The organism is Primorskyibacter flagellatus, assembly GCF_014638275.1.
GTDB classification, from domain to species: domain Bacteria; phylum Pseudomonadota; class Alphaproteobacteria; order Rhodobacterales; family Rhodobacteraceae; genus Pseudooceanicola; species Pseudooceanicola flagellatus_A.
Genome location: NZ_BMFJ01000005.1, coordinates 64,829 through 83,346, shown reverse-complemented (window position 1 = coordinate 83,346; position 18,518 = coordinate 64,829). Strand labels below are relative to the sequence as shown.

General features: G+C 62.1%; 16 protein-coding genes. 9 read left to right on the top strand and 7 right to left on the bottom strand.

Annotated elements, in window-relative coordinates:
- Positions 1 to 11 precede the first annotated feature (11 nt).
- Positions 12 to 1,178 (bottom strand): acyl-CoA dehydrogenase family protein, encoded by a 1,167-nt coding sequence (locus IEV87_RS22015; RefSeq protein ID WP_043753010.1) that lies wholly within the window; start codon positions 1,176 to 1,178, stop codon positions 12 to 14.
- Positions 1,179 to 1,208: 30 nt separating this feature from the next.
- Positions 1,209 to 2,417 (bottom strand): CaiB/BaiF CoA transferase family protein, encoded by a 1,209-nt coding sequence (locus tag IEV87_RS22010; protein ID WP_043753015.1) that lies wholly within the window; start codon positions 2,415 to 2,417, stop codon positions 1,209 to 1,211.
- A 186-nt stretch (positions 2,418 to 2,603) separates the two neighbouring features.
- On the opposite strand from IEV87_RS22010, the gene IEV87_RS22005 reads away from it, so the two are divergent.
- Genes IEV87_RS22005 through IEV87_RS21980 form a run of 6 tightly spaced genes read left to right on the top strand, consistent with a single transcriptional unit; the run spans position 2,604 to position 7,928 of the window.
- Positions 2,604 to 3,995, top strand: a complete 1,392-nt coding sequence (locus tag IEV87_RS22005) for an acetate--CoA ligase family protein (RefSeq protein ID WP_043753017.1) — start codon at positions 2,604 to 2,606, stop codon at positions 3,993 to 3,995.
- Positions 3,992 to 4,663, top strand: coding sequence for an acetate--CoA ligase family protein (locus tag IEV87_RS22000; RefSeq protein ID WP_043753019.1), 672 nt, complete (start codon positions 3,992 to 3,994; stop codon positions 4,661 to 4,663). The genes IEV87_RS22005 and IEV87_RS22000 overlap by 4 nt, the downstream gene beginning before the upstream one ends.
- A gap of 59 nt (positions 4,664 to 4,722) precedes the next feature.
- Positions 4,723 to 5,160: a MaoC/PaaZ C-terminal domain-containing protein gene (locus IEV87_RS21995; protein WP_048534163.1), complete on the top strand. Its 438-nt coding sequence runs from the start codon at positions 4,723 to 4,725 to the stop codon at positions 5,158 to 5,160.
- Positions 5,157 to 6,299 carry an acyl-CoA dehydrogenase family protein gene (locus tag IEV87_RS21990; protein ID WP_043753022.1) on the top strand — a complete coding sequence of 381 codons (1,143 nt, stop codon included), beginning with the start codon at positions 5,157 to 5,159 and terminating at the stop codon, positions 6,297 to 6,299. Before IEV87_RS21995 ends, IEV87_RS21990 begins: the two co-directional genes overlap by 4 nt.
- Before the next feature lie 47 nt (positions 6,300 to 6,346).
- Positions 6,347 to 7,519: an acetyl-CoA acetyltransferase gene (locus IEV87_RS21985; RefSeq protein WP_043753025.1), complete on the top strand. Its 1,173-nt coding sequence runs from the start codon at positions 6,347 to 6,349 to the stop codon at positions 7,517 to 7,519.
- 4 nt (positions 7,520 to 7,523) lie between these two features.
- Positions 7,524 to 7,928 (top strand): Zn-ribbon domain-containing OB-fold protein, encoded by a 405-nt coding sequence (locus IEV87_RS21980; protein WP_043753026.1) that lies wholly within the window; start codon positions 7,524 to 7,526, stop codon positions 7,926 to 7,928.
- A gap of 83 nt (positions 7,929 to 8,011) precedes the next feature.
- On the opposite strand, the gene IEV87_RS21975 is transcribed toward IEV87_RS21980, so the two are convergent.
- The 5 genes from IEV87_RS21975 to IEV87_RS21955 all read right to left on the bottom strand — a co-directional run bounded on the left by IEV87_RS21975 (position 8,012) and on the right by IEV87_RS21955 (position 14,330).
- Positions 8,012 to 9,955, bottom strand: coding sequence for a TRAP transporter permease (locus tag IEV87_RS21975; protein WP_229737788.1), 1,944 nt, complete (start codon positions 9,953 to 9,955; stop codon positions 8,012 to 8,014).
- A gap of 89 nt (positions 9,956 to 10,044) precedes the next feature.
- Complete coding sequence (locus tag IEV87_RS21970) at positions 10,045 to 11,016, bottom strand: TAXI family TRAP transporter solute-binding subunit (RefSeq protein ID WP_043753029.1); 972 nt, start codon at positions 11,014 to 11,016, stop codon at positions 10,045 to 10,047.
- Positions 11,017 to 11,062: 46 nt separating this feature from the next.
- Complete coding sequence (locus tag IEV87_RS21965) at positions 11,063 to 11,830, bottom strand: CoA-transferase (RefSeq protein WP_043753031.1); 768 nt, start codon at positions 11,828 to 11,830, stop codon at positions 11,063 to 11,065.
- The gene (locus tag IEV87_RS21960) at positions 11,827 to 12,765 is read right to left on the bottom strand and encodes a CoA transferase subunit A (RefSeq protein ID WP_229737787.1); all 939 of its coding nucleotides are present in this window, start codon (positions 12,763 to 12,765) and stop codon (positions 11,827 to 11,829) included. Before IEV87_RS21960 ends, IEV87_RS21965 begins: the two co-directional genes overlap by 4 nt.
- Positions 12,766 to 12,911: 146 nt before the next feature.
- Positions 12,912 to 14,330: a hypothetical protein gene (locus IEV87_RS21955; RefSeq protein WP_229737786.1), complete on the bottom strand. Its 1,419-nt coding sequence runs from the start codon at positions 14,328 to 14,330 to the stop codon at positions 12,912 to 12,914.
- Positions 14,331 to 14,555: 225 nt separating this feature from the next.
- On the opposite strand from IEV87_RS21955, the gene IEV87_RS21950 reads away from it, so the two are divergent.
- Genes IEV87_RS21950 through IEV87_RS21940 form a run of 3 tightly spaced genes read left to right on the top strand, consistent with a single transcriptional unit; the run spans position 14,556 to position 18,486 of the window.
- Positions 14,556 to 16,283, top strand: coding sequence for an MmgE/PrpD family protein (locus tag IEV87_RS21950; protein ID WP_229737785.1), 1,728 nt, complete (start codon positions 14,556 to 14,558; stop codon positions 16,281 to 16,283).
- The gene (locus IEV87_RS21945) at positions 16,283 to 17,341 is read left to right on the top strand and encodes an acyl-CoA dehydrogenase family protein (RefSeq protein WP_043753041.1); all 1,059 of its coding nucleotides are present in this window, start codon (positions 16,283 to 16,285) and stop codon (positions 17,339 to 17,341) included. Before IEV87_RS21950 ends, IEV87_RS21945 begins: the two co-directional genes overlap by 1 nt.
- Positions 17,338 to 18,486, top strand: coding sequence for an acyl-CoA dehydrogenase family protein (locus tag IEV87_RS21940; RefSeq protein WP_043753043.1), 1,149 nt, complete (start codon positions 17,338 to 17,340; stop codon positions 18,484 to 18,486). Before IEV87_RS21945 ends, IEV87_RS21940 begins: the two co-directional genes overlap by 4 nt.
- Positions 18,487 to 18,518: the final 32 nt, after the last annotated feature.

Sequence of the window (18,518 nt, the reverse complement as noted above, 5' to 3'; positions counted from 1 at the left end):
GATGTTCGTAATTAGTAGGACTTTGGCAGGCCGAGGGCATGTTCCGCGATAAACGAAAGCACCAGTTGCGGGGTGACCGGCGCGATGCGGAACAGGATGGCTTCCCGAACAAGACGCTCGACATGGTATTCCTTGGCGTATCCGAACCCGCCGAAGGTCAGCTGCGCGGTCTGAGTCGCCTTCACCGCCGCTTCGCCCGCTAGGTATTTGCCAGCGTTGGCTTCATTACCGCAGGGCTTGCCAGCGTCATAGAGTGCGCCGGCGTGCATCGCCATCAGGTTGGCCGCCTCCAGTTCCGCCCAGCTGGCGGCCAGGGGGTGCTGTACACCCTGATTCTGACCGATTGGTCTGCCGAAAACGACGCGCTCATTGGCGTAATCCGCGGCGCGCCGAAGCGCATTCCGCCCGATTCCGACTGCTTCAGCGGCAATCAGAACCCGTTCGGGGTTCAGCCCGTGCAGGATCTGACGAAATCCCTGGCCTTCTTCGCCGATCAGATCCCCGGCAGGGATCGGAAGCCCGTCGATGAACAGTTCGTTCGAGTCGACACATTTGCGGCCCATCTTTTCGATTTCGCGCACGGTGACGAAAGATCGGTCAAGGTCGGTGTAAAAAAGGCTCAATCCTTCTGTCGGTTTCTTGACGTCCTCAAGCGGGGTCGTGCGCGCCAGCAACAGGATCTTGTCGGCCTCCTGAGCGGTTGAAATCCAGACTTTCTGGCCGTGCACCACATACCGGTCACCCTGTCGCACGGCGCGTGTTTTCAGTTTGGTGGTGTCCAGGCCGGTTGTCGGCTCGGTCACCCCGAAACACGCACGTTCGTCGCCTGCCACCAAAGGCGGAAGGTATCTCTGTTTCTGGTCATCGGTGCCGAACTTCACGACTGGGTTCAGACCGAAGATATTCATGTGAATCGCCGATGCGGCGCTGTTGCCGCCGCCGGATTCCGCAATGGCCTGCATCATAATCGCGGCATCGACGATGCCAAGACCGGCACCTCCGTACTCTTCGGGGATTGCAATCCCCAGCCAACCATCGCGGGCCAGCTTTTGATGCAGCTCTCGCGGGAAGCCGCCTACGCGATCGCGTGTCAGCCAGAACTCGTCGTCGAATTCCTCGCAGATCCGCAGGATCGCATCGCGGATTCCCTGCTGTTCGGATGTCATCTGATAGGTCATGATTTTCTCCTCACGTCTTGCAGACCGGGCTCAGCGGCCCGGTTCGGCCACAGTGCCTTGTTCGATTAGGGTGTCGATTTGCCCGGTGTCGTACGCGAGCTCTTGTAAGATTGCGCGGGTGTCGGCACCCAGTTCGCTGCGCCCAAGCCAGCGCAGCCGCCCCGGCGTCTTGTCCAGCTTTGGTACCGGCCCGACGACCTTGGTGTCGTCGCCCTCCACCCCGACAATGTCCCCCCGCGCGGCGATCTGAGGATCGGCCAGGATGTCATCGACGTCATAGACCATCGCAGCCACGGCATCGTGGGCGCTAAAAATGTCGATAACCTTCTGCGCGTCATGCTGCGCAACGAATGCCCCGAGCCGGTCAACGATTTCGTCCATATGCTTCGCAAAGCCGTCGAGGCTCTGGAACTGCGGCTGCTCCGCCCATTTTTTGCCGACTGCCGCCTCCAGGAGGCGCCGCCCGGTTGCAGCACTGCCCGCGCTGACGGTGATCCATTTACCGTCGCGGGCGCGGAACACCCCCGCAGGGGCGTAGGAATTGGGGGCCTGAAGCCCATTTCGGTCAACGGAAATCCCCGCGCCGGTGCGCGTGGGCACATGGTAGTCGATCAAGCGCAAGAGCGGCTCGAAAATGGCCAGGTCCACGACTTGCCCCCGAGCACTGCCGTTTCGCACCGCGTGCAGCGCCATCATCGTGCCGTAAGCCGCCATGAGGCCTGTGGTCGAATCCGCCGCGGGGAACCCGGGGTGCATCGGCGCATTGTCGGCAAAGCCTGTTATGTGGGCCAGCCCGCTCATTGCTTCACCCGCGCGGCCAAATCCGGGCCACGAGGCGCGCGGTCCGGTCTGGCCGTAACCCGATATCCGTACAATCACCAGATCGGGGTTCCACTCATGCAGGACCTCTGGGGCCAACCCTGCCCGTTCCAGAACACCGGGTCGAAAGTTCTCGATAAGCACATGGGCGTTTTCGACCAGCCGCCGCAGAACGGCGCGGCCATCTTCACTCTTCCAGTCCAGCGCCATCAGACGCTTGTTTCGTGCCAGGGTCTTCCACCAGGCGCCCACGCCATCGCTGGTCCGCGCGCTCAGCACCCGCAGCATGTCACCCATCCCCGGACGCTCGATCTTGACCACGTCAGCGCCAAAATCGGACAGCAATGCGCCGCACATCGGTGCCGCGATCACATGCCCCAGTTCAATCACCCTGACATCGCTCAGTGGTCCATTATCCATTTTCACGTATCTGCCTCGTTCTGCGAATTTTCCGACGTCAAGCCCTAGTTTGCGGCTCTGAAAGCCTCAGTCTGCTCGGAACCGGAATCTATTGCGAGAATAATCGAACAGCCGTTAGATCTCCGAAAGGGACCAATGTTTTTTCACTTGACGGAGGAAAGTGTGCCAGAGCCGAACACGAATCAAATGACGACACCCCGCCCCACGGTTGGCCAAGCTCTGGACGGGCTGTTCGATCCGCGCACCATCGCGGTGGTTGGCGCATCCCGCACCAAGGGCAAGTTGGGGCAGGCCGTTTTGGCCCTGCTGAAGAGCAACGGTTACAGCGGCAGGATCATCCCCGTGAACCCTTCGGGCGGCGAGATCGAAGGCCTTCCGGCTGTGCGCAGCCTGGACGAGATCGACAGCCCGATCGACGTGGTTGTGCTGGCAACGCCGGTCGGGGTCGCGCTGGACGCTCTGGAGACCTGCACCAGGCTCGATGTCAAGGTCGTGGTCGGGGTCACCTCGGGCTTTTCCGAAGCCGGCGAAGATGGGCATGAAAACGAAGAGCGCTTGCGCCGGATCATGCAAGACGCGCCCTTTCGACTGGTTGGGCCGAACTGCGAAGGTGTGGTGCGCCCCGCGTCGGACCTGCAACTGACTTTCAGCCCGATGTTCAACGATCTTCGGCCTGGTCCCGTGGCCATGATTTCCCAGTCCGGCGCACTTGCGGGCCTTATGGCTTTGCGTCTGGGCGAACGCGGCGTGGGCATCAACGCCATCGTTTCCAGCGGCAACGAAACCGACCTGACCGCAGCGGACCTGCTGGATTATCTGGGCAATGACCCCCAGACGCGGGTCGTTCTTTGCTACGTCGAGGAACTGCGTGATGGACGCCGTTTTGCCGAAGCGGCCCAGCGGCTGACCCGGGCGGGGAAGCATGTCGTCGCGGTCAAGAGCGGGCGCAGCCGCGCCGGGTCACGCGCGGTCCAATCTCATACCGGCGCCATGGCCGGGGACGACCGGGTGATCAGCGCGGTCTTTCGCGAAACCGGTGTCATCCGTGCCCGTGAGTCCGTGGCAGCCGTCGATGCCGTAACGGCGCTCGCCGCGGGTCGGCGACCGGCCGGAAACAGGGTCGGGATCATTTCTGTCACCGGCGGGCTTGGGGTCGAAATGACCGACCTGGCCGAAAGCGCGGGCTTCGAAGTTCCGGTGCTGGATGAAACGACGCAGACGGCGCTGTCGCGCTATGTGCCCTTTTATGGGTCAGTGACAAACCCGGTCGATCTGACCGGTGTGGTTTTGGCGAATCCAACATATGTCGGACGCTGTCTGGAGGCCGTTACCGCCGATCCGGGCGTGGATATTGCCATCGCAATTATCACATTTGTGCCAGATCAGCAGTTCATCGAGGCCTTGGCCGAGGCGTTCGACAACACAGACAAGCCAATCTTGATCGTCTGGACCGGTTCGGCGCGCAGCAATGCCTCGGGCGAGGCGCTGCGCGAACGAGCCGTTCCTGTCTATGATTCGCCCGCTCGGGCGGCATCGGGCCTCGCCGCCCTCGCGGTCGCGACAGGAGAAGTGGCATGACCCAAAGAGAAACACTGGAAAATTGGCAGCGTGCCGGGCGCACGGTGATCCACGAGGCCGATGCGAAGGATCTGCTGCAACGGATCGGAATCCCGGTGCCCCGACGTGACCCCGACCACGGGCGCTGTGCCGCCAAGCTGTGCCACGATGACTATCCGCATAAGTCCGATCACGGGCTCGTCCGTTTGGGTCTTTCCCCTGAAGAGGCGAAACAGGCCGCCGCGGAAATGGCGGAACGTTTTGCGGGCGGCACGGCGCTGATCGAGGAAATGGAAGAAGGGTCCGTGGCAGAATGGATCATCGGCTGCAAACGCGACGACACCTTTGGTCCGATCGTTCTGGCCGGTCCTGGCGGCATCCTTGTGGAACTGATTGATGCCGCCGAAATCAGGCTTGCGCCCGCCACGCCGCAAACTGCCGAGGCCATGGTGCGATCGGGTCCGGGGGCGCGGTTGCTGACAGGATTACGCGGCGCTGAACCGGCCGACAAAGGTGCCCTGGCAGACCTGATTTCACGCATATCTGTTTTCTTTGCCGAGAACGCCGATCTGATCTCGGAAATTGAAATCAACCCTGTGATGGTCCGGGCCGACGGGAAGGGATTGGTCGCCGCCGATGCCTTGATCGTCTTGTCTTCCAACGCGGACGAACAGGAGAAATTAACGTGATACGTCACCCTTTTGGAGAGTTGTCACTTGGCCAGACCGGCATTTCGAGTGGTCGGACGATGACCGAAACCGATGTCGTCAATTTCTGCATGTTGACTGGGAACTGGCTGGAACTTCACTCCAACGTCGAGCACGCCAAATCGTCTCTGTATGGCCAGCGCCTCGTGCAGGGCAGCCTCGTGTTCTCGATCGTCAATGCGATGATCCCCTTCGACAGTTCTGTGCTGGCCGCTTTCTATGGCTGTGACAAGCTGCGCTTTTTGCGGCCCACTTTTATCAACGACACCCTTTGGGCCCAAACCGAAATCATCGACCTGAAGGACCATGACAAAAAGCACGGTGTCGTGACCAGCAAACTGGAAGGCATCAACCAGCGGGACGAGACGGTCCTGCGCTGCGAGTTCAGCCTGTTGATCCGCAAGTCGCGTCTGGATCGCCCCGGAGAGCCGGCCAAAATCCACGCGTCGCGCGACAAAACACAAGGAGAGAGCGCATGAACTTTCTGACACCCGAGCAAGAGATGTGGCGCGCGACCGTCGAGCGTTTTGTCGAGGAAGAGATCGGCCGAGACTATATCCGCAATTGCGACCGCGAGCGCGAATACCCCTACGAAGCCTATGAAAAAGTGGCCAAGCAGGGCTGGCTCGGCATCCTGTTTTCAGAAGAGAGCGGCGGTCTTGGCGGTGACATCATGGACTATGCCCTGATGTGCGAAGGGTTGGCCAAATACGGCTTTGACTTCTCGACCGGGTTGATGGTGGCGACGTTCACCGCGATGAATGTCGAGAAATTCGGCACGCCCGAGCAAAAAGAGCGGTACATCCAGCCCTTCCTCGATGGCGACATCCGCTTTTCGATCTCGATTTCCGAACCGGGCGCGGGGTCGGATGCGGCATCGACAAAGACCCGGGCGCGGCGCGACGGCAACGGCTGGGTCGTCAACGGGCAGAAACTGTGGTGCTCGGGCGCTGCGGCCGATAACGCAATCCTTGCCATGCTGACCCGGACCGACCCCGACGCGCCCAAACACAAGGGGCTGTCGGTTTTCCTGATCCCCAATGACACCGAAGGTCTGGACATCCGCAAGCTGCCGACCATGGCGCGCCGCGCAACCGGCACCACCGAGATTTTCGTGGACGACGTGAAACTGCCGGCCGATGCGCTGCTGGGCACGGAAAACGATGGCTGGAAGATCATCACCGACCATCTGGAACTGGAACGCGTGGCCGTGGCCGCCGCCTATGTGGGCAATGCCCAGACAGCCCTAGACGATGCTCTGCGCTACGCCCACGAACGGATTCAGTTCGACAAGCCGATCTTCGACTTTCAGGTGATCCGCCACATGCTGGCCGACATGCAGACCCAGGTCGATGCCGCCCGGCTGTTGGTTTATCGCGCCGCCAGCCTGGCCGCAGCCAAGACGCCCTGCACGCGAGAGGTCTCGATGGCAAAGCTCTATGCCTCCGAGACGCTGCAGACGGTGACGCGCAACGGAATGCAGATCCTGGGTGGCCACTCGATGCTGCCCGAAGCAGATATGGAGCGGTATTTCCGCGAAGGGATGCAAAGCACCATCGGCGGCGGAACCTCGCAGATTCAGCGCACCCTCATCGCCAAGACCATGCGCCCGGGCTGACAGTTCGGGGCGCAGCGGGACAGCCCGACAAGAAGGAGAAAGAGCATATGAAGAACGGACGAGAACCGGTGGTCGTCGGCGTTGCCGATGCGCCGCTGGAGGACGGCAAGTTCGTCACAAAGGCTTCGGTCCTTGGTCATGCCGCGTTGGTGGCAAAAGCCGCCGTCGAAGAAGCCGGACTGAAACTGAGCGATGTCGACGGCCTGCTGACCGCCGGCATGTGGGGTGTCCCCGGCCCCGGCCAACTGGCCACGGTGACGCTGGGCGAATATCTGGGCATCATGCCGATATTCGTCGATGGCACGAATATTGGTGGTTCGGCATTCGAGGCCCATGTCGCACATGCTGCCATGGCGCTTCGCGAAGGCTATTGCGAGGTTGCGCTGATCGTCTACAGCTCAGACCAGAAATCCCTGCGCAGCCGCAACCTGGGGGGCCGGCCCTCGGTCCTGTCCATGCAACATGAAACACCCTTTGGGATGCCCACGCCTGTGGGCGGCTATGCGATGGCCGCGCAGCGCCACATGCACGAATACGGCACCACGTCCGAAAACCTCGCCGAAATCGCCGTCGCGACCCGGAAATGGGCACAGTTGAATCCCGAGGCGACGCGGCGCGATCCGCTGTCGATCGACGACGTACTGTCCAGCACGATGATCTCGGAGCCGCTGCACCTGCTCGATTGCTGTCTCGTCACCGACGGGGCCGGCGCCATCGTCATGACCACCGCCGAGCGGGCCAAGGACCTCAACACCCGTCCCGTCGCGGTCAAGGGCTATGGCGAGGCGCATACCCACTGGGCCATCGGCGAAATGCCGGACCTCGCCCGCCTGCTTCCCGCGCAAAAGGCCGGGGAACGCGCAATGAAAATGGCCGGGGTGAGCCATTCGGATATCGACCTGGTCGAGATCTATGACAGCTTTACCATCACCGTGCTGCTCTCGCTCGAGGCTCTCGGCTTCTGCAAGATCGGCGAGGGCGGGGATTTCGTGTCGGGCCAGCGCACTGCACCGGGCGGAGCGTTCCCAATGAACACCAGTGGCGGCGGCCTTTCGGCGCTGCATCCAGGCATGTTCGGAATGTTCTTGCTGATTGAGGCGGTCCGGCAGCTTCGCGACGAGGCCGGCGAACGCCAGGTCAAGGGCGCCGAGACCGCGCTGGTACACGGAACCGGGGGCACGCTGTCCTCTGGCGCGACCGTGATTTTGCAAAAGGACTGAACCGATGAGTACAGAAAAACCGCTTCCGGTAATCGACCATGACAGCACCCCCTACTGGGAGGCCGCGCGCCAGGGCCGCCTCGACATCCCGCTCTGCGGCGATTGCGGCAAGCATCATTTCTATCCGCGATCCGTTTGCCCGCATTGCCATTCCGACAATCTCGACTTCGATACCGTCAGCGGGCGAGGCGAGGTGCATACCTTCACCATCGCGCGCCGTCCGGCTGGGCCGGCATTCGCTGATGACGTGCCATATGTCGTGGCATTGATCGAGCTGGAGGAAGGCCCCCGGATGATGAGCCGGATCCAGACCGGCGATCCCGAGAAGGTTCATATCGGGGCCAAGGTGGAAGTGACGTTCGTCAAGGCAAACGACGAAGTGACATTTCCCTACTTCAAATTGACCTGAGGCCAGTGGCATAGCCACTTCGGGGTCGAATGTAGGAGAGCCGCCGCAGAGGGTATCTGCGGTGGCTCTTCGCTTTTCGGAGGTCACCCGGCGCGGCCGGGCTGCGGTGCTCCGTGCAGAAACCGCCACGCCAAGAGTCCGGCCAGCGCCAGCCCGCCAATGATGTCGGCCGCAGGCGCGGCGTAAAACAGCAAGGCGGCAGCCGACAGGAACAGCAACCGGCCGATGACCGGCACCTTTCCACGAAACCAGCCGCTTGTGCCGACGCTGACGGCAAAAACCGCGGCGGAGGCAACGCCCATATCCATTAGGATTTGCCCCGTGCCGCCCTGGGCCAGTATGCCCGGCCGAAACACAAACAGAAATGGCACCACATAGATCGCTCCGGCCAGCATCAGCGCGCGACCCGCCACCCGCCAGAAATTGGCCCCTGCCAGGGCGGCGGCGGCATAGACACTGGCGCAGACCGGTGGCGTGATGGCCGACAGGATCGCATAGTAGAAGACAAAAAGATGAGCCGTCAGTTCGGGTAGGCCAAGCCGCACGAGACTGGGCGCGGCGATTGCCGCCGCCAGCACATAGGAGGCCGTCGTCGGCACGTCCATGCCCAGCAGGATCGCCAGCACCGCCGCCAGCAACAGGGCCACGATCAACCCCTGACCGGACACAGAGAACAACAGGTTCGAGACTTTGACCCCGGCACCCGTCGCCGTCAGAACCTTGACGACGATGGCGGCGCAGGCAAGCAGCGCCGCGATCATCACCAGCGCCCGCCCTGCTTCGACCATCCCCTCATAGATGTCGCGGGCCAGCTTGGCCCAACAGGCCAGCACACCCTGCTTTTTTCCGTCGCGTGCGAAGGGACGCACCAGACCACAGGCCACGACCAGCACGATGATCGCACCCGCCCCTGCATAGCTTGGCGTGTAACCGTTGAAAAGGAAATAGACCATCGCCGCGATGGGAAGGAACAGCGGGATCGACTTGTCCGGCGCAAGGAATTCCGCCGGTTCGGGCATTTCGCTCCTTGGTGTCGGCTGAAGCCCTGTGCGGCGGGCATAGAGATCCACGCCGAACCATACCGCAAGGTAATAGAGAAACGCCGGACCGATCGCCGCGATGACGATATCGGTGTAGGGAATGGCCAGGAACTCGGCCATGATAAAAGCCGCCGCCCCCATCACCGGCGGCGTAAGCTGGCCGGCGGAGGAGGCGACTGCCTCAACCGCCCCGGCAAAGGCCGGCGGATAGCGCAGTCGCTTCATCGTGGGGATTGTAATCGACCCGGTCGCCATGACATTGGCCACCGCCGAGCCGGTCACCGTCCCGAACATCGCCGATGACAGGGCACAGACCTTTGCCGGACCGCCATAAGAGCGCCCGGCGATCCAGGTCGCCATTTTCATAAAGGAATCTGTCGACCCGGTGGATAACAGCAGAGCCCCCAGAAGCACATAGATCACGATGACCCGAGCCCCGATATCCGCAAGGTAGCCAAAGAGGCCAGTAGTCGAGCTGTAGAAAGTCTCGACCGCCGTACGGGCCGACACACGCGGTGGGCGCCAGGCCCCTTCGATCAGATCATGGCCGAAATAAAAATAGATCACAGTGCAAAGCGCCAGCAGCGGCAGGAACCAGCCGATCACCCGGCGCGCCGCTTCAAGAGTCAGCAGAACAGCCAACAGACCGGCCGCCTTGTCGAGCGGCCCGTAGCGCACCATGATATCCGAAAAGCGATCCCGGTTCACGATTACATATAGGCAAACCGCGAACGCCAGTAGTCCCAGCATGATGTCCACAGCCCGTTCAATCCCGCTTCGCGCACCGGTGCGCGAGGCCCGCGCCGCATAGAGAAAGAACGCGCAGCCGATACCGAAACCGACAAAAATCGGTCGCTGAACCAGCGGTTCGAACTGTCCGAAGAGGGCATTATAGAAATGCAGCGCGACGAATGCGGCGAACAATACGCCAAGCGCCTGCTCTCCGCGCCGTTCCCAATTGGGTATTGCGGTCGATGTCTGCGTCATGTTCTCTCCGAGAGCGGTAACGGCGGGGTGCCCGCAGCACCCCGTCTGGATCAGCCTATGGCCGCCGTCGTGACGGCCCGCGATTCCGGTCAGCTTCCGGCCGCCTCTCTCCAGTAACGTTCCGCACCTGGATGATAGGTAATTCCTGCCTCCATCGTGGCGACGGCATCGGCGGCAATGTCATAGTCCGCCAGTTGTGGCCAGGCTTCGGTCAGCAGGCTCATGTTCTGGTGGATGCTGCGAGCGATGTCGTAGGCGGTCTGGTCATCCATGACACCGGTGCGGGTCAGAAAGAAAACGTTGAGCTTCGGAACGCGCATTGCTTCGGAGCCGGGAATGAGTTCTGCCGGAAGAGTTGTGAAACCGACGCCCTCCATAGCCCCAGTCGCCGCTTTCTCCTGCTCTTCGGTAAAGCCGATCAAGCGCATCTTGGTGCTGGTCATCAATTCCTGTAGACTTGCATCGACGGAGTCTGCGGCCCCGTATTTACTGTAACCGACGATTTGGCGGTTCTTGATGCCTTCCACCGCGTCCCCAACGGCGCCATGCACCAGGTCCGCGTTGATATCGAACATCGACAGGACACCGGTCGTCAACGTCTCGGCCGCCGATCCGCGGATGCCGGGATTGAACTTCTTCCCGTCCAGTTCGTCCAGCGTCGTCACACCAGACTCGTCGGTGACCGCGATCAGCAGGATCGAAGCGCTGTAAGGATAAAGCGCAACCGTATCTGGGATTGCGTTACCTTCGAACTTGCCGGTCCCGTTTCTGGCGGAGATCAGAATGTCGGTGGTGGCAAGCCCAAGGTCGATCTCGTCGCGCGCCAGCCGCAGCACATTGTCCACGCTGGCCCCGGTTTCGATCACGCTGACATTGGTGCCTTCCATACCGGTCTCGATTGCCTTGCTCATCGCAACCGAAATGGTGAAATGGCTCGACGTCGGGCTGGTCGTGCCCATCGTGAGATCCTTGGCAGATGCCGCGCCGCCAAGGGCCATCGCCCCCACAGCCGAAATAGCACCCATCGCCGCCCGGAACCCGGTCAACTTGTGTTGGAACATTTTATCCTCCCGTTTTTGACTTTAAGAGAATCGTCAGCCCGGCCGCTCAAGCACGCAAGGCCCCCGATATGTCGATCCGCTCTCTCAGAACGCGCAATTCTTCCTCCGTTGGTGGCCGCGTTTGCGGCACCTCGCCTCTGATCGCCAGATCGAACCCCGTATGACGCTGGACCTCTTCGGGCGTATTGCCCCCATGCACCGATTTCAGTTGCATTCGCAGCGTCGTCTTGTCGAATTCCATAACCGCTCGCGGCGTCACCACCAGGCGCGGCCCTTCATTGACCAACCCGGCGTCGCGTTTCGCGGCAGGCCCGGACAGATGTCCGGGTATTGTAATGAAATCGACCGTTTCCACAAAGTTTCGCGCCGTGTGCACGGTGGGGCAAATGTAATACCGCGACGAGGTGTGGCAGTATGACAGGTTCGCCGCTCCCGGCCCGCGCATCTTTGGTGCGTGCAGTGTGCCGCCGACGTGGTGCAGGTTGATGTTGCCGTACACATCGTGCTGCAAACCACTGTGAAAGAAAAAATCCAGCCCGTGATGGCTGTGGCCGAACAACTCGATAAAGGTCTCGGCGGCCTCGCAGCGGCCGAGCGCACGATCGTCCAGCATCGACGGATACAAACGCCCCGGCTCGGGGTTGAAGAACATCTCGCCGCCGACCGTCAGGTTCGGTGCATGCAGCTCGCGGGCTAGCGCAATGGCCGCCATCGGCACCAACGCGGCTGCACCCGCCGCACCCAGTTCTCCGTCGGCCAGATCGCGGGCCAACACGACGACCATCTGTTCAATTGGGGAAACCGCTGCACTCATTCGTTCCGTGCCTCGGCTTCGAGCACGGCGAAATACCCGGTTCCCCCGACCGCTTCGATGTAGTCGCTCTGGTTTTTCGGCTCGGTCAGGTGGCGGGTGATATAGGCGTCCAGCCCCGTGCTGTCGCCGGTCCGGGCGGCATCCCCCAGATCGGCGTAGGCATCAATATGTTCCTCGTCCATCGCATAGTTGGGAAAGCTCGCCGTTGGGTGCGCGCCATAGGGCACCTCGACCACGGCATCGACATAATTAGAAGGCACGGTAACCCGCGAGGGATCGTCCAGAACGACCTCGTCCGGCACGATCCGGTCCACGCTGGCAATGACCATGTCAGACGCGCGTGCCATCAGCTGATCGGCGTAGACCATCGTGCTGAGATGGCGCAGGTTTCCCCAACGGTCGGCTTCCTGCGCGTGCAAGAACGTCACTCTGGGGCGGATCGGCCCGACGGCGTGAATACGGCGGCCGGAGAACGGGCAGTCGATTTCGTGCAAAAGCGGGTTGTGCTTCAGAACGTCCGATCCGCGCAGCGCGTCGATTGGCTGGAACGGCACGCCATGAGCCGACGCCATCAGCCCGCCCACCACGGTCAGCGCATCCAGCGCGTGCGCGGTCACCTGCCCTGCCTCGACCGCGCGGCGGAAGTTCGGGCAAAGCCGGTTTTCCAGCGTAACGCCGGGAATAAAGACCTGTGCGACCGCGCCTGCCGCAATCATCAGGTCGACATCATACCCCGCGCCCGGCGAGGAATACACATGCAGACCATCTGCGCCCGCGGCCAGCAACGCGCGCACCAGTGCGACAGGGCGGCTTTGCTTGAACAGACCACCGAGACAAAGCTCGGGGCGTTCTTCCAAAGCGCCTCGTGCCAGCCGGGCTGCGTCTTGCAGGCCTGTGACCTTGCTGCGACGTGTGGGTTTCGCTTGGCCTTCCATCGTTGGGCGTGACACTCCGATAGTGATTGCGCTGACCAATCCTAGTTGACGCTATGGGGTCCATCACCTTCCGACTGGCGCAAAGCCTGATCGAACACATATGTGGAAATGCTTGCGCCCGGTCCCTCACAGGCAATTGAGACCGGTCAGAACCACCCTGCCGCGACACCGCCGCCAACGATGAGCGTGATGAGGAGGATGCTCGCAACACCGAAGATCCCGTTCCACCGCAAGCCGATGGTCAGCGGCCGCTCGCCCACGATGGAGGAGGCGTAGACCACCGCCGTGATGGCCGGTCCCATGCAGATGATGCTGCTCCAGCCACCAGCCAGCGCAAGGCCCAGAGCAAGCGGCGACAAACCTTCCACGCCGACGCGGTTGACCACCTCTGCCAGCAGGACCACCGAGATCATCGGATGCACGCCCAGCAGCCCCGTCAGAAACACCGTCATGATCAACAGCACAACAGTCGTGACCGGCCGCGTGGCCATCCAGCCCAAATGGTCGGCAATCCATTCGACCGGGGCGACTTCCAATGCGACAAGACCAATGAATCCCGCCGATGCGATCACGCTCATTTCGGTCGCGAAACCCGGTGCCTGGGTCACAAACCGGCGCGATATACCGGCAAGGCTGCCACTGCCGCTGCGCATAACCGACCAGAGCAGCGCATAGATCGGCACGATGGTGATCAGGACGGTCTGGAAACTGTACTGGGTCAACCGGTCCAGCGTGATCACGGCGGCGCCCAAAAAAAGCACATGCCCGGACACGATCAGGACGGCCCAGCGGCTCCAGTCCGGCAAGTCACCGGTCAGGGCCGGTGCCCGGCCGCGCGCCGAGGGCGGGCGCCACCATTCCACCGTGTCGAACAGCCATCCCAGAAGAAACAGAATCCCGGCCAGAGCAATCCCGTAAGGCGCTAGCTTCGTCCATTCGAGCCCCGGTATTGTGAGAATCATCAGATTGAGAGCGAATCCGAACGGCGTCCAGAAAGCGATCGAGGAAAACCCCCGCATACAGGCGCTTACCATCCTGCGCTTGCGAGCCTGGAACACGAATTCGTCCATCTCGTGCCGATGCGCCGCCAGCCCTTTCATTATGATCTCCAGCATCACCCCAAGCCCGCCGAGATTTAGAAGCACCCCGAACAGATGCCCGCCCGCACCCAGAGAGGCGTAGCGACGGGTCGGCGGCTGCAGTGTCAGGAATTCACCGGCAACCTCGACGATCGGGTCTTGGGTGGCCGCGATGCGCAGGAAGGCGACAGCCGTGAGCAGCGCGGACAGGAACACGACACGCCCGGCCGCTTCGACAAAGATGCCGGCTCGGATCCCGTCTGCCAGCGCCAGAAGGGCAATCGCGAGGGAAAAGAAAAGCAGTACCCATCCGATGCGGGCGATATAGCGAGATGCAATAACGAGATAGAGTCCGAAGAACGGCACGGCTGCAATGGACGCAATGCTGGAGGAGAAAACGCCCTGCACGATGGCTGCGCCGAGACAAATCAGCAGACATAGGGCAGTAATGCGCGTGGCGGAAGGCTTCACGGATTTATTGGACAACAACTCGCCCCACCGTTCCGAAAGCGTCCCTCATGTCTGCGAGGCGACGGCAACTGAGTTCGCTCAAGGCAAGAACGCGGAGCAAATGCGAGGTCGACTATTGCACCCTACAAGCTGTGACACGCAGGGCGTCGATCTCGTGAACGCGGGAATGGCACGAAACAACTCTCGTCGGAGCCGACCGCATTTTTCTTTGGTCTTCGAGGATACATCGTCTGGCGAAAAATGACACGACGGCACCTCGAAATATCTATTCGCAATCGCGCGCTAGTCCTCTGGACCTTATACGCCACCACCCTCAGCCAGATTTGCCATTCTTTCCGAAGCTTTACTGGTCAGGGTCAATTTCCGATTCAGCGCCGATACGGGTGGAAGTTCGACATCCAGAATGTCCAACTGCCGCAAGTATCACAATACGAAATCCTGTTCCAACACATATGTGCGAAAGTGTTGCGCCGAGAGTTGATTGCGTCTTCCTTTATCAGGCAATGTGCAGTGCAGTGCAGTGCAGTGAAGGACAATATGGTCAGCGATTTCACCAGCCGTTTGTCGCGGTTCGTTGCCGCGCCGCACCGGCTGAGCGATGCGGACGCCGAGCAGGCCGCGCTTTGCGTTGAGGATACCATAGCCGCCATCTATGGCGGGTGGCATGAGCCGGTGGTTCGCCGGCTGGCCGCGCTCGACGCAGGTGGACCGGCAGTCCCAGCGGGGAATACTGCAGGTGGCAGCCCCGAACAGGCTGCGTTCCTGAACGCGGTTGCCGGGCATGCGCTCGATTTTGACGATGTCCACACGGTCAGCGTCACTCATCCCAGTGTTGTGATCGTGCCGGCGCTGCTGGCCATTGCGGATGTCCGGCCGGATACGGTCGATCGCATTGCCCCTGCGCTTGCGGTCGGAACAGCCGTCAATGTCGCGCTCGGTCAGATCCTGGGTTTTGACCACTACAACAAGGGCTGGCACGCAACGTCGACCATTGGGGTTCTGGCATCGGCGGCAGCGGTCGCGCATCAGCTTGGGCTCGGCGACGACGCGGTTCGCAACGCTCTGTCCCTCGCGGCGTCGCTGGCCGGGGGGATGCAGATCAATTTCGGCGCCATGGCGAAACCGATCCAGGCCGGAAACGCCGCCCTTGTCGGATTGCGGGCCACCCGGATGGCCGAGGCCGGCATCACAGGCGCCCCGGATATCTTCGCGGCGCGCGGCTTCTTCGACCTTTATGCCGGCCCGGACGGGATTGCGGCCGACCCCGCAGCGGTGGAACCGCGGATCGATCTGGGCACGGTGTCCCGCAAGCTGTATCCCTGCTGCTACCTCACCCACAGGATGATCGCCGCCGGGCGGCACCTTCACGCCGAACGCGGCGGCGAGGCGGTGCCCGAAGGATCGGTGATTGAAATGACAGTGCCCGAAAGCGTCATGGTCCCGTTGCACGTCACCGACCCCAAAGATGGAATGCAGGCCAAGTTCTGTGCCGCCTATACGCTCGCCGTGGCCCTGCAGCAGGGCCAGGTCGGGCTGGTGGATTTCGAAGGGGACAACCCCCATCGCCCCGCGGTGCGCCGGCTTATGGACATGATCAGTATCCAAACAACACCGGAATCGGGGCGGGATCACGCTGGCGTGGACCATGGGACGGTCCATGTCCGCCTGCGCAAAGGGAACGTAACCCTGGCCGAAACCTCGGTCGCGGCGCACCCCGGCTCTCCCTCGGATCCGGCAACCCCTGCCGCGATCGGCGACAAAATCGCCGATTGCCTCGGAAAATATCGCAGGGACGGGGGCGCGGCGCCCTCTGCCAGTGCGTTCCGCCGGGATCTGCGCACGCGGCTGCATCTGCCGCCACTGCGAGAGGCGTCGGCCCCCGACGGGCAAAAAAACCATGCGCGGCAGGACAAGCCCGTGAAGGAAATGTCCAGCGCCGATCAAACACCGTCTGAAAGGACCGTCTGATGGAATCGATGATTCATGACATGGCAGAGCGACTGTTCCGCGACCATGTCACCCACCGCATGCGCGAAGACGCCGCCTCGGGACAATGCCCCGAGGCGCTCTGGACGCAGATCGAGGAGGCAGGGTTAACCATGGCGCTGGTGCCAGAGGACGCAGGCGGTTTCGGCGTGCCACCCGCCGAGGCGCTCGGACTTTTGCGTATTGCCGGGGCGCATGGCCTCCCCTTGCCTCTGGCTGAAACCCTGATCGCAAATGCCGTGCTGGCGACCGCGAATATGGCCCTTCCCGGTGGCAGGCTGACCATCGCCGAAGGCGAAGCCCTGCGGTTGGAACAGCGCGGCAAGAGGGTCCATGCGAGCGGGCATCTGACACTGGTGCCCTTTGCCCGCTGGGCGAGCCTCATCGTGACCATTGCCGTCCTGGACGGTACCGATCACGTCCTGTCCCTGCCGGTGAAGGTTCTGAACGTTGCCCCGGCGCAGGATCTCGCCGGGATGCCGCGCGACGACATCAAGCTCGATCATACCCTGGCAGAGACCGATGCGGTGCCCCTACCACGACCCATGGGCGGGATGCGCCAGCTCGGCGCTCTTATCCGCAGTCTTGCCGCCGCCGGCGCGATGGAGACCATCCTGGAGATGAGCATTCAATACGCCAACGACCGGGTGCAGTTCGGACGGCCAATCGGCAAGTTTCAGGCGATCCAGCACAATCTGGCGACCATGGCCGGGGAAACCGCTGCCTCGCGCACGGCCGCCGAAATGGCGGCCGGCAGCTATGACACACCGGCCTTTGCGCTGACCGTTGCCGCCGCCAAGGCCCGCGCCGGAGAAGCGGCGGAGAAGGTCGGGGCCCTGGCCCACCAGATTCACGGGGCCATCGGTTATACGCAGGAACACGCGCTTCATCATTTCACCAAACGGATCTGGGGATGGCGTGACGACTTCGGTACCGAGCTTGACTGGACCAGGGAACTTGGGCGCGCCGCCCTGTCGAGCCCCCACGACACGTTCTGGCATTTCATCACCGACAGCGCGGCAAAAGGGGCCCCGGCATGACACTCACCGCCTTTTCGCCACCCCCGCCCGGTACCGATTTTGACGACCTCCGGCAGGAGGTCCGCACGTTCCTGGCCGAAGAGCTGGCCGATTTCCCCCCCGAAAAGCGCGCGAAATCGTGGAATGGGTTCAGCCGCGATTTTTCACGAAAGCTCGCACAGCGCGGTTGGGTCGGCATGACCTTTCCCAAGGAATACGGCGGCCACGCGCGCAATGCGTTGGAGCGCTATGTCGTGTCCGAAGAGCTGCTGGCCGCCGGTGCCCCGGTGATTTCGCACTGGATCGCAGATCGGCAGAGCGGTCCGCTCATACTTGCCAAGGGCACCGATGATCAGAAACGCCGGATCGTACCGCGCATCGCCGCGGGCGAACTGTGTTTCTGCATCGGGATGAGCGAGCCGGATTCCGGCTCGGACCTGGCGGCGACGCGCACGATGGCCACCGAGGTCGAAGGGGGGTTCCGGATCAACGGCACGAAGGTCTGGACGACCTATGCGCATGTCGCCGATTACATGATCCTGTTCTGCCGCACCGGCAAGAGCGACGACCGCCACGGCGGGATGAGCCAATTTCTGGTCGATCTCAAGGCCACCGACAACATTCAGATCACCCCGATCATCGACCTGAGCGGCGAGCATCATTTCAACCAGGTGGTATTCGACGATACCTTTTTGCCCTCCGATGCACTGCTGGGCGAAAAGGGCGAGGGCTGGTCACAGGTCATGAGCGAACTGGCGTTCGAGCGCAGCGGCCCCGAGCGGTTCCTGTCGTCGTTTGCCCTTATCGAGGAACTGATCCGATTGCTGCGCGACGACGCAACCGAAGCGCAGCAGGCCGAGATTGGCCGTTTGTCCGCGCATCTGATGGTGCTGCGGCAGATGTCACGATCGGTGGCCGGAATGTTGAACGAAGGAGAGAACCCGTCACTTCAGGCCGCCATTGTCAAAGATCTGGGAGCGCTTTTCGAAAAGGACATTCCGCGCCTGGCCCGAAGTCTTGTGTCGCGCCCGGCGGTGCCTGGCGGGAGCGATAGCTATGCGGCTGTTCTGGCGTATACGGAACTCGCCGTTCCGTCGTTTTCGTTGCGCGGCGGCACACGCGAAATTCTTCGCGGTATCATTGCGCGGGGACTCGGACTGAGATGATCCCGCCTGCGGAATGACAACAACGGCGGGCG

Excerpts from the sequence above, each read along its gene's own strand:
- IEV87_RS22015 (WP_043753010.1), bottom strand. The coding sequence starts at position 1,178 with ATGACCTATCAGATGACATCCGAACAGCAGGGAATCCGCGATGCGATC.
- IEV87_RS22010 (WP_043753015.1), bottom strand. The coding sequence starts at position 2,417 with ATGGATAATGGACCACTGAGCGATGTCAGGGTGATTGAACTGGGGCAT.
- IEV87_RS22005 (WP_043753017.1), top strand. The coding sequence starts at position 2,604 with ATGACGACACCCCGCCCCACGGTTGGCCAAGCTCTGGACGGGCTGTTC.
- IEV87_RS22000 (WP_043753019.1), top strand. The coding sequence starts at position 3,992 with ATGACCCAAAGAGAAACACTGGAAAATTGGCAGCGTGCCGGGCGCACG.
- IEV87_RS21995 (WP_048534163.1), top strand. The coding sequence starts at position 4,723 with ATGACCGAAACCGATGTCGTCAATTTCTGCATGTTGACTGGGAACTGG.
- IEV87_RS21990 (WP_043753022.1), top strand. The coding sequence starts at position 5,157 with ATGAACTTTCTGACACCCGAGCAAGAGATGTGGCGCGCGACCGTCGAG.
- IEV87_RS21985 (WP_043753025.1), top strand. The coding sequence starts at position 6,347 with ATGAAGAACGGACGAGAACCGGTGGTCGTCGGCGTTGCCGATGCGCCG.
- IEV87_RS21980 (WP_043753026.1), top strand. The coding sequence starts at position 7,524 with ATGAGTACAGAAAAACCGCTTCCGGTAATCGACCATGACAGCACCCCC.
- IEV87_RS21975 (WP_229737788.1), bottom strand. The coding sequence starts at position 9,955 with ATGACGCAGACATCGACCGCAATACCCAATTGGGAACGGCGCGGAGAG.
- IEV87_RS21970 (WP_043753029.1), bottom strand. The coding sequence starts at position 11,016 with ATGTTCCAACACAAGTTGACCGGGTTCCGGGCGGCGATGGGTGCTATT.
- IEV87_RS21965 (WP_043753031.1), bottom strand. The coding sequence starts at position 11,830 with ATGAGTGCAGCGGTTTCCCCAATTGAACAGATGGTCGTCGTGTTGGCC.
- IEV87_RS21960 (WP_229737787.1), bottom strand. The coding sequence starts at position 12,765 with ATGGAAGGCCAAGCGAAACCCACACGTCGCAGCAAGGTCACAGGCCTG.
- IEV87_RS21950 (WP_229737785.1), top strand. The coding sequence starts at position 14,556 with ATGACACGACGGCACCTCGAAATATCTATTCGCAATCGCGCGCTAGTC.
- IEV87_RS21945 (WP_043753041.1), top strand. The coding sequence starts at position 16,283 with ATGGAATCGATGATTCATGACATGGCAGAGCGACTGTTCCGCGACCAT.
- IEV87_RS21940 (WP_043753043.1), top strand. The coding sequence starts at position 17,338 with ATGACACTCACCGCCTTTTCGCCACCCCCGCCCGGTACCGATTTTGAC.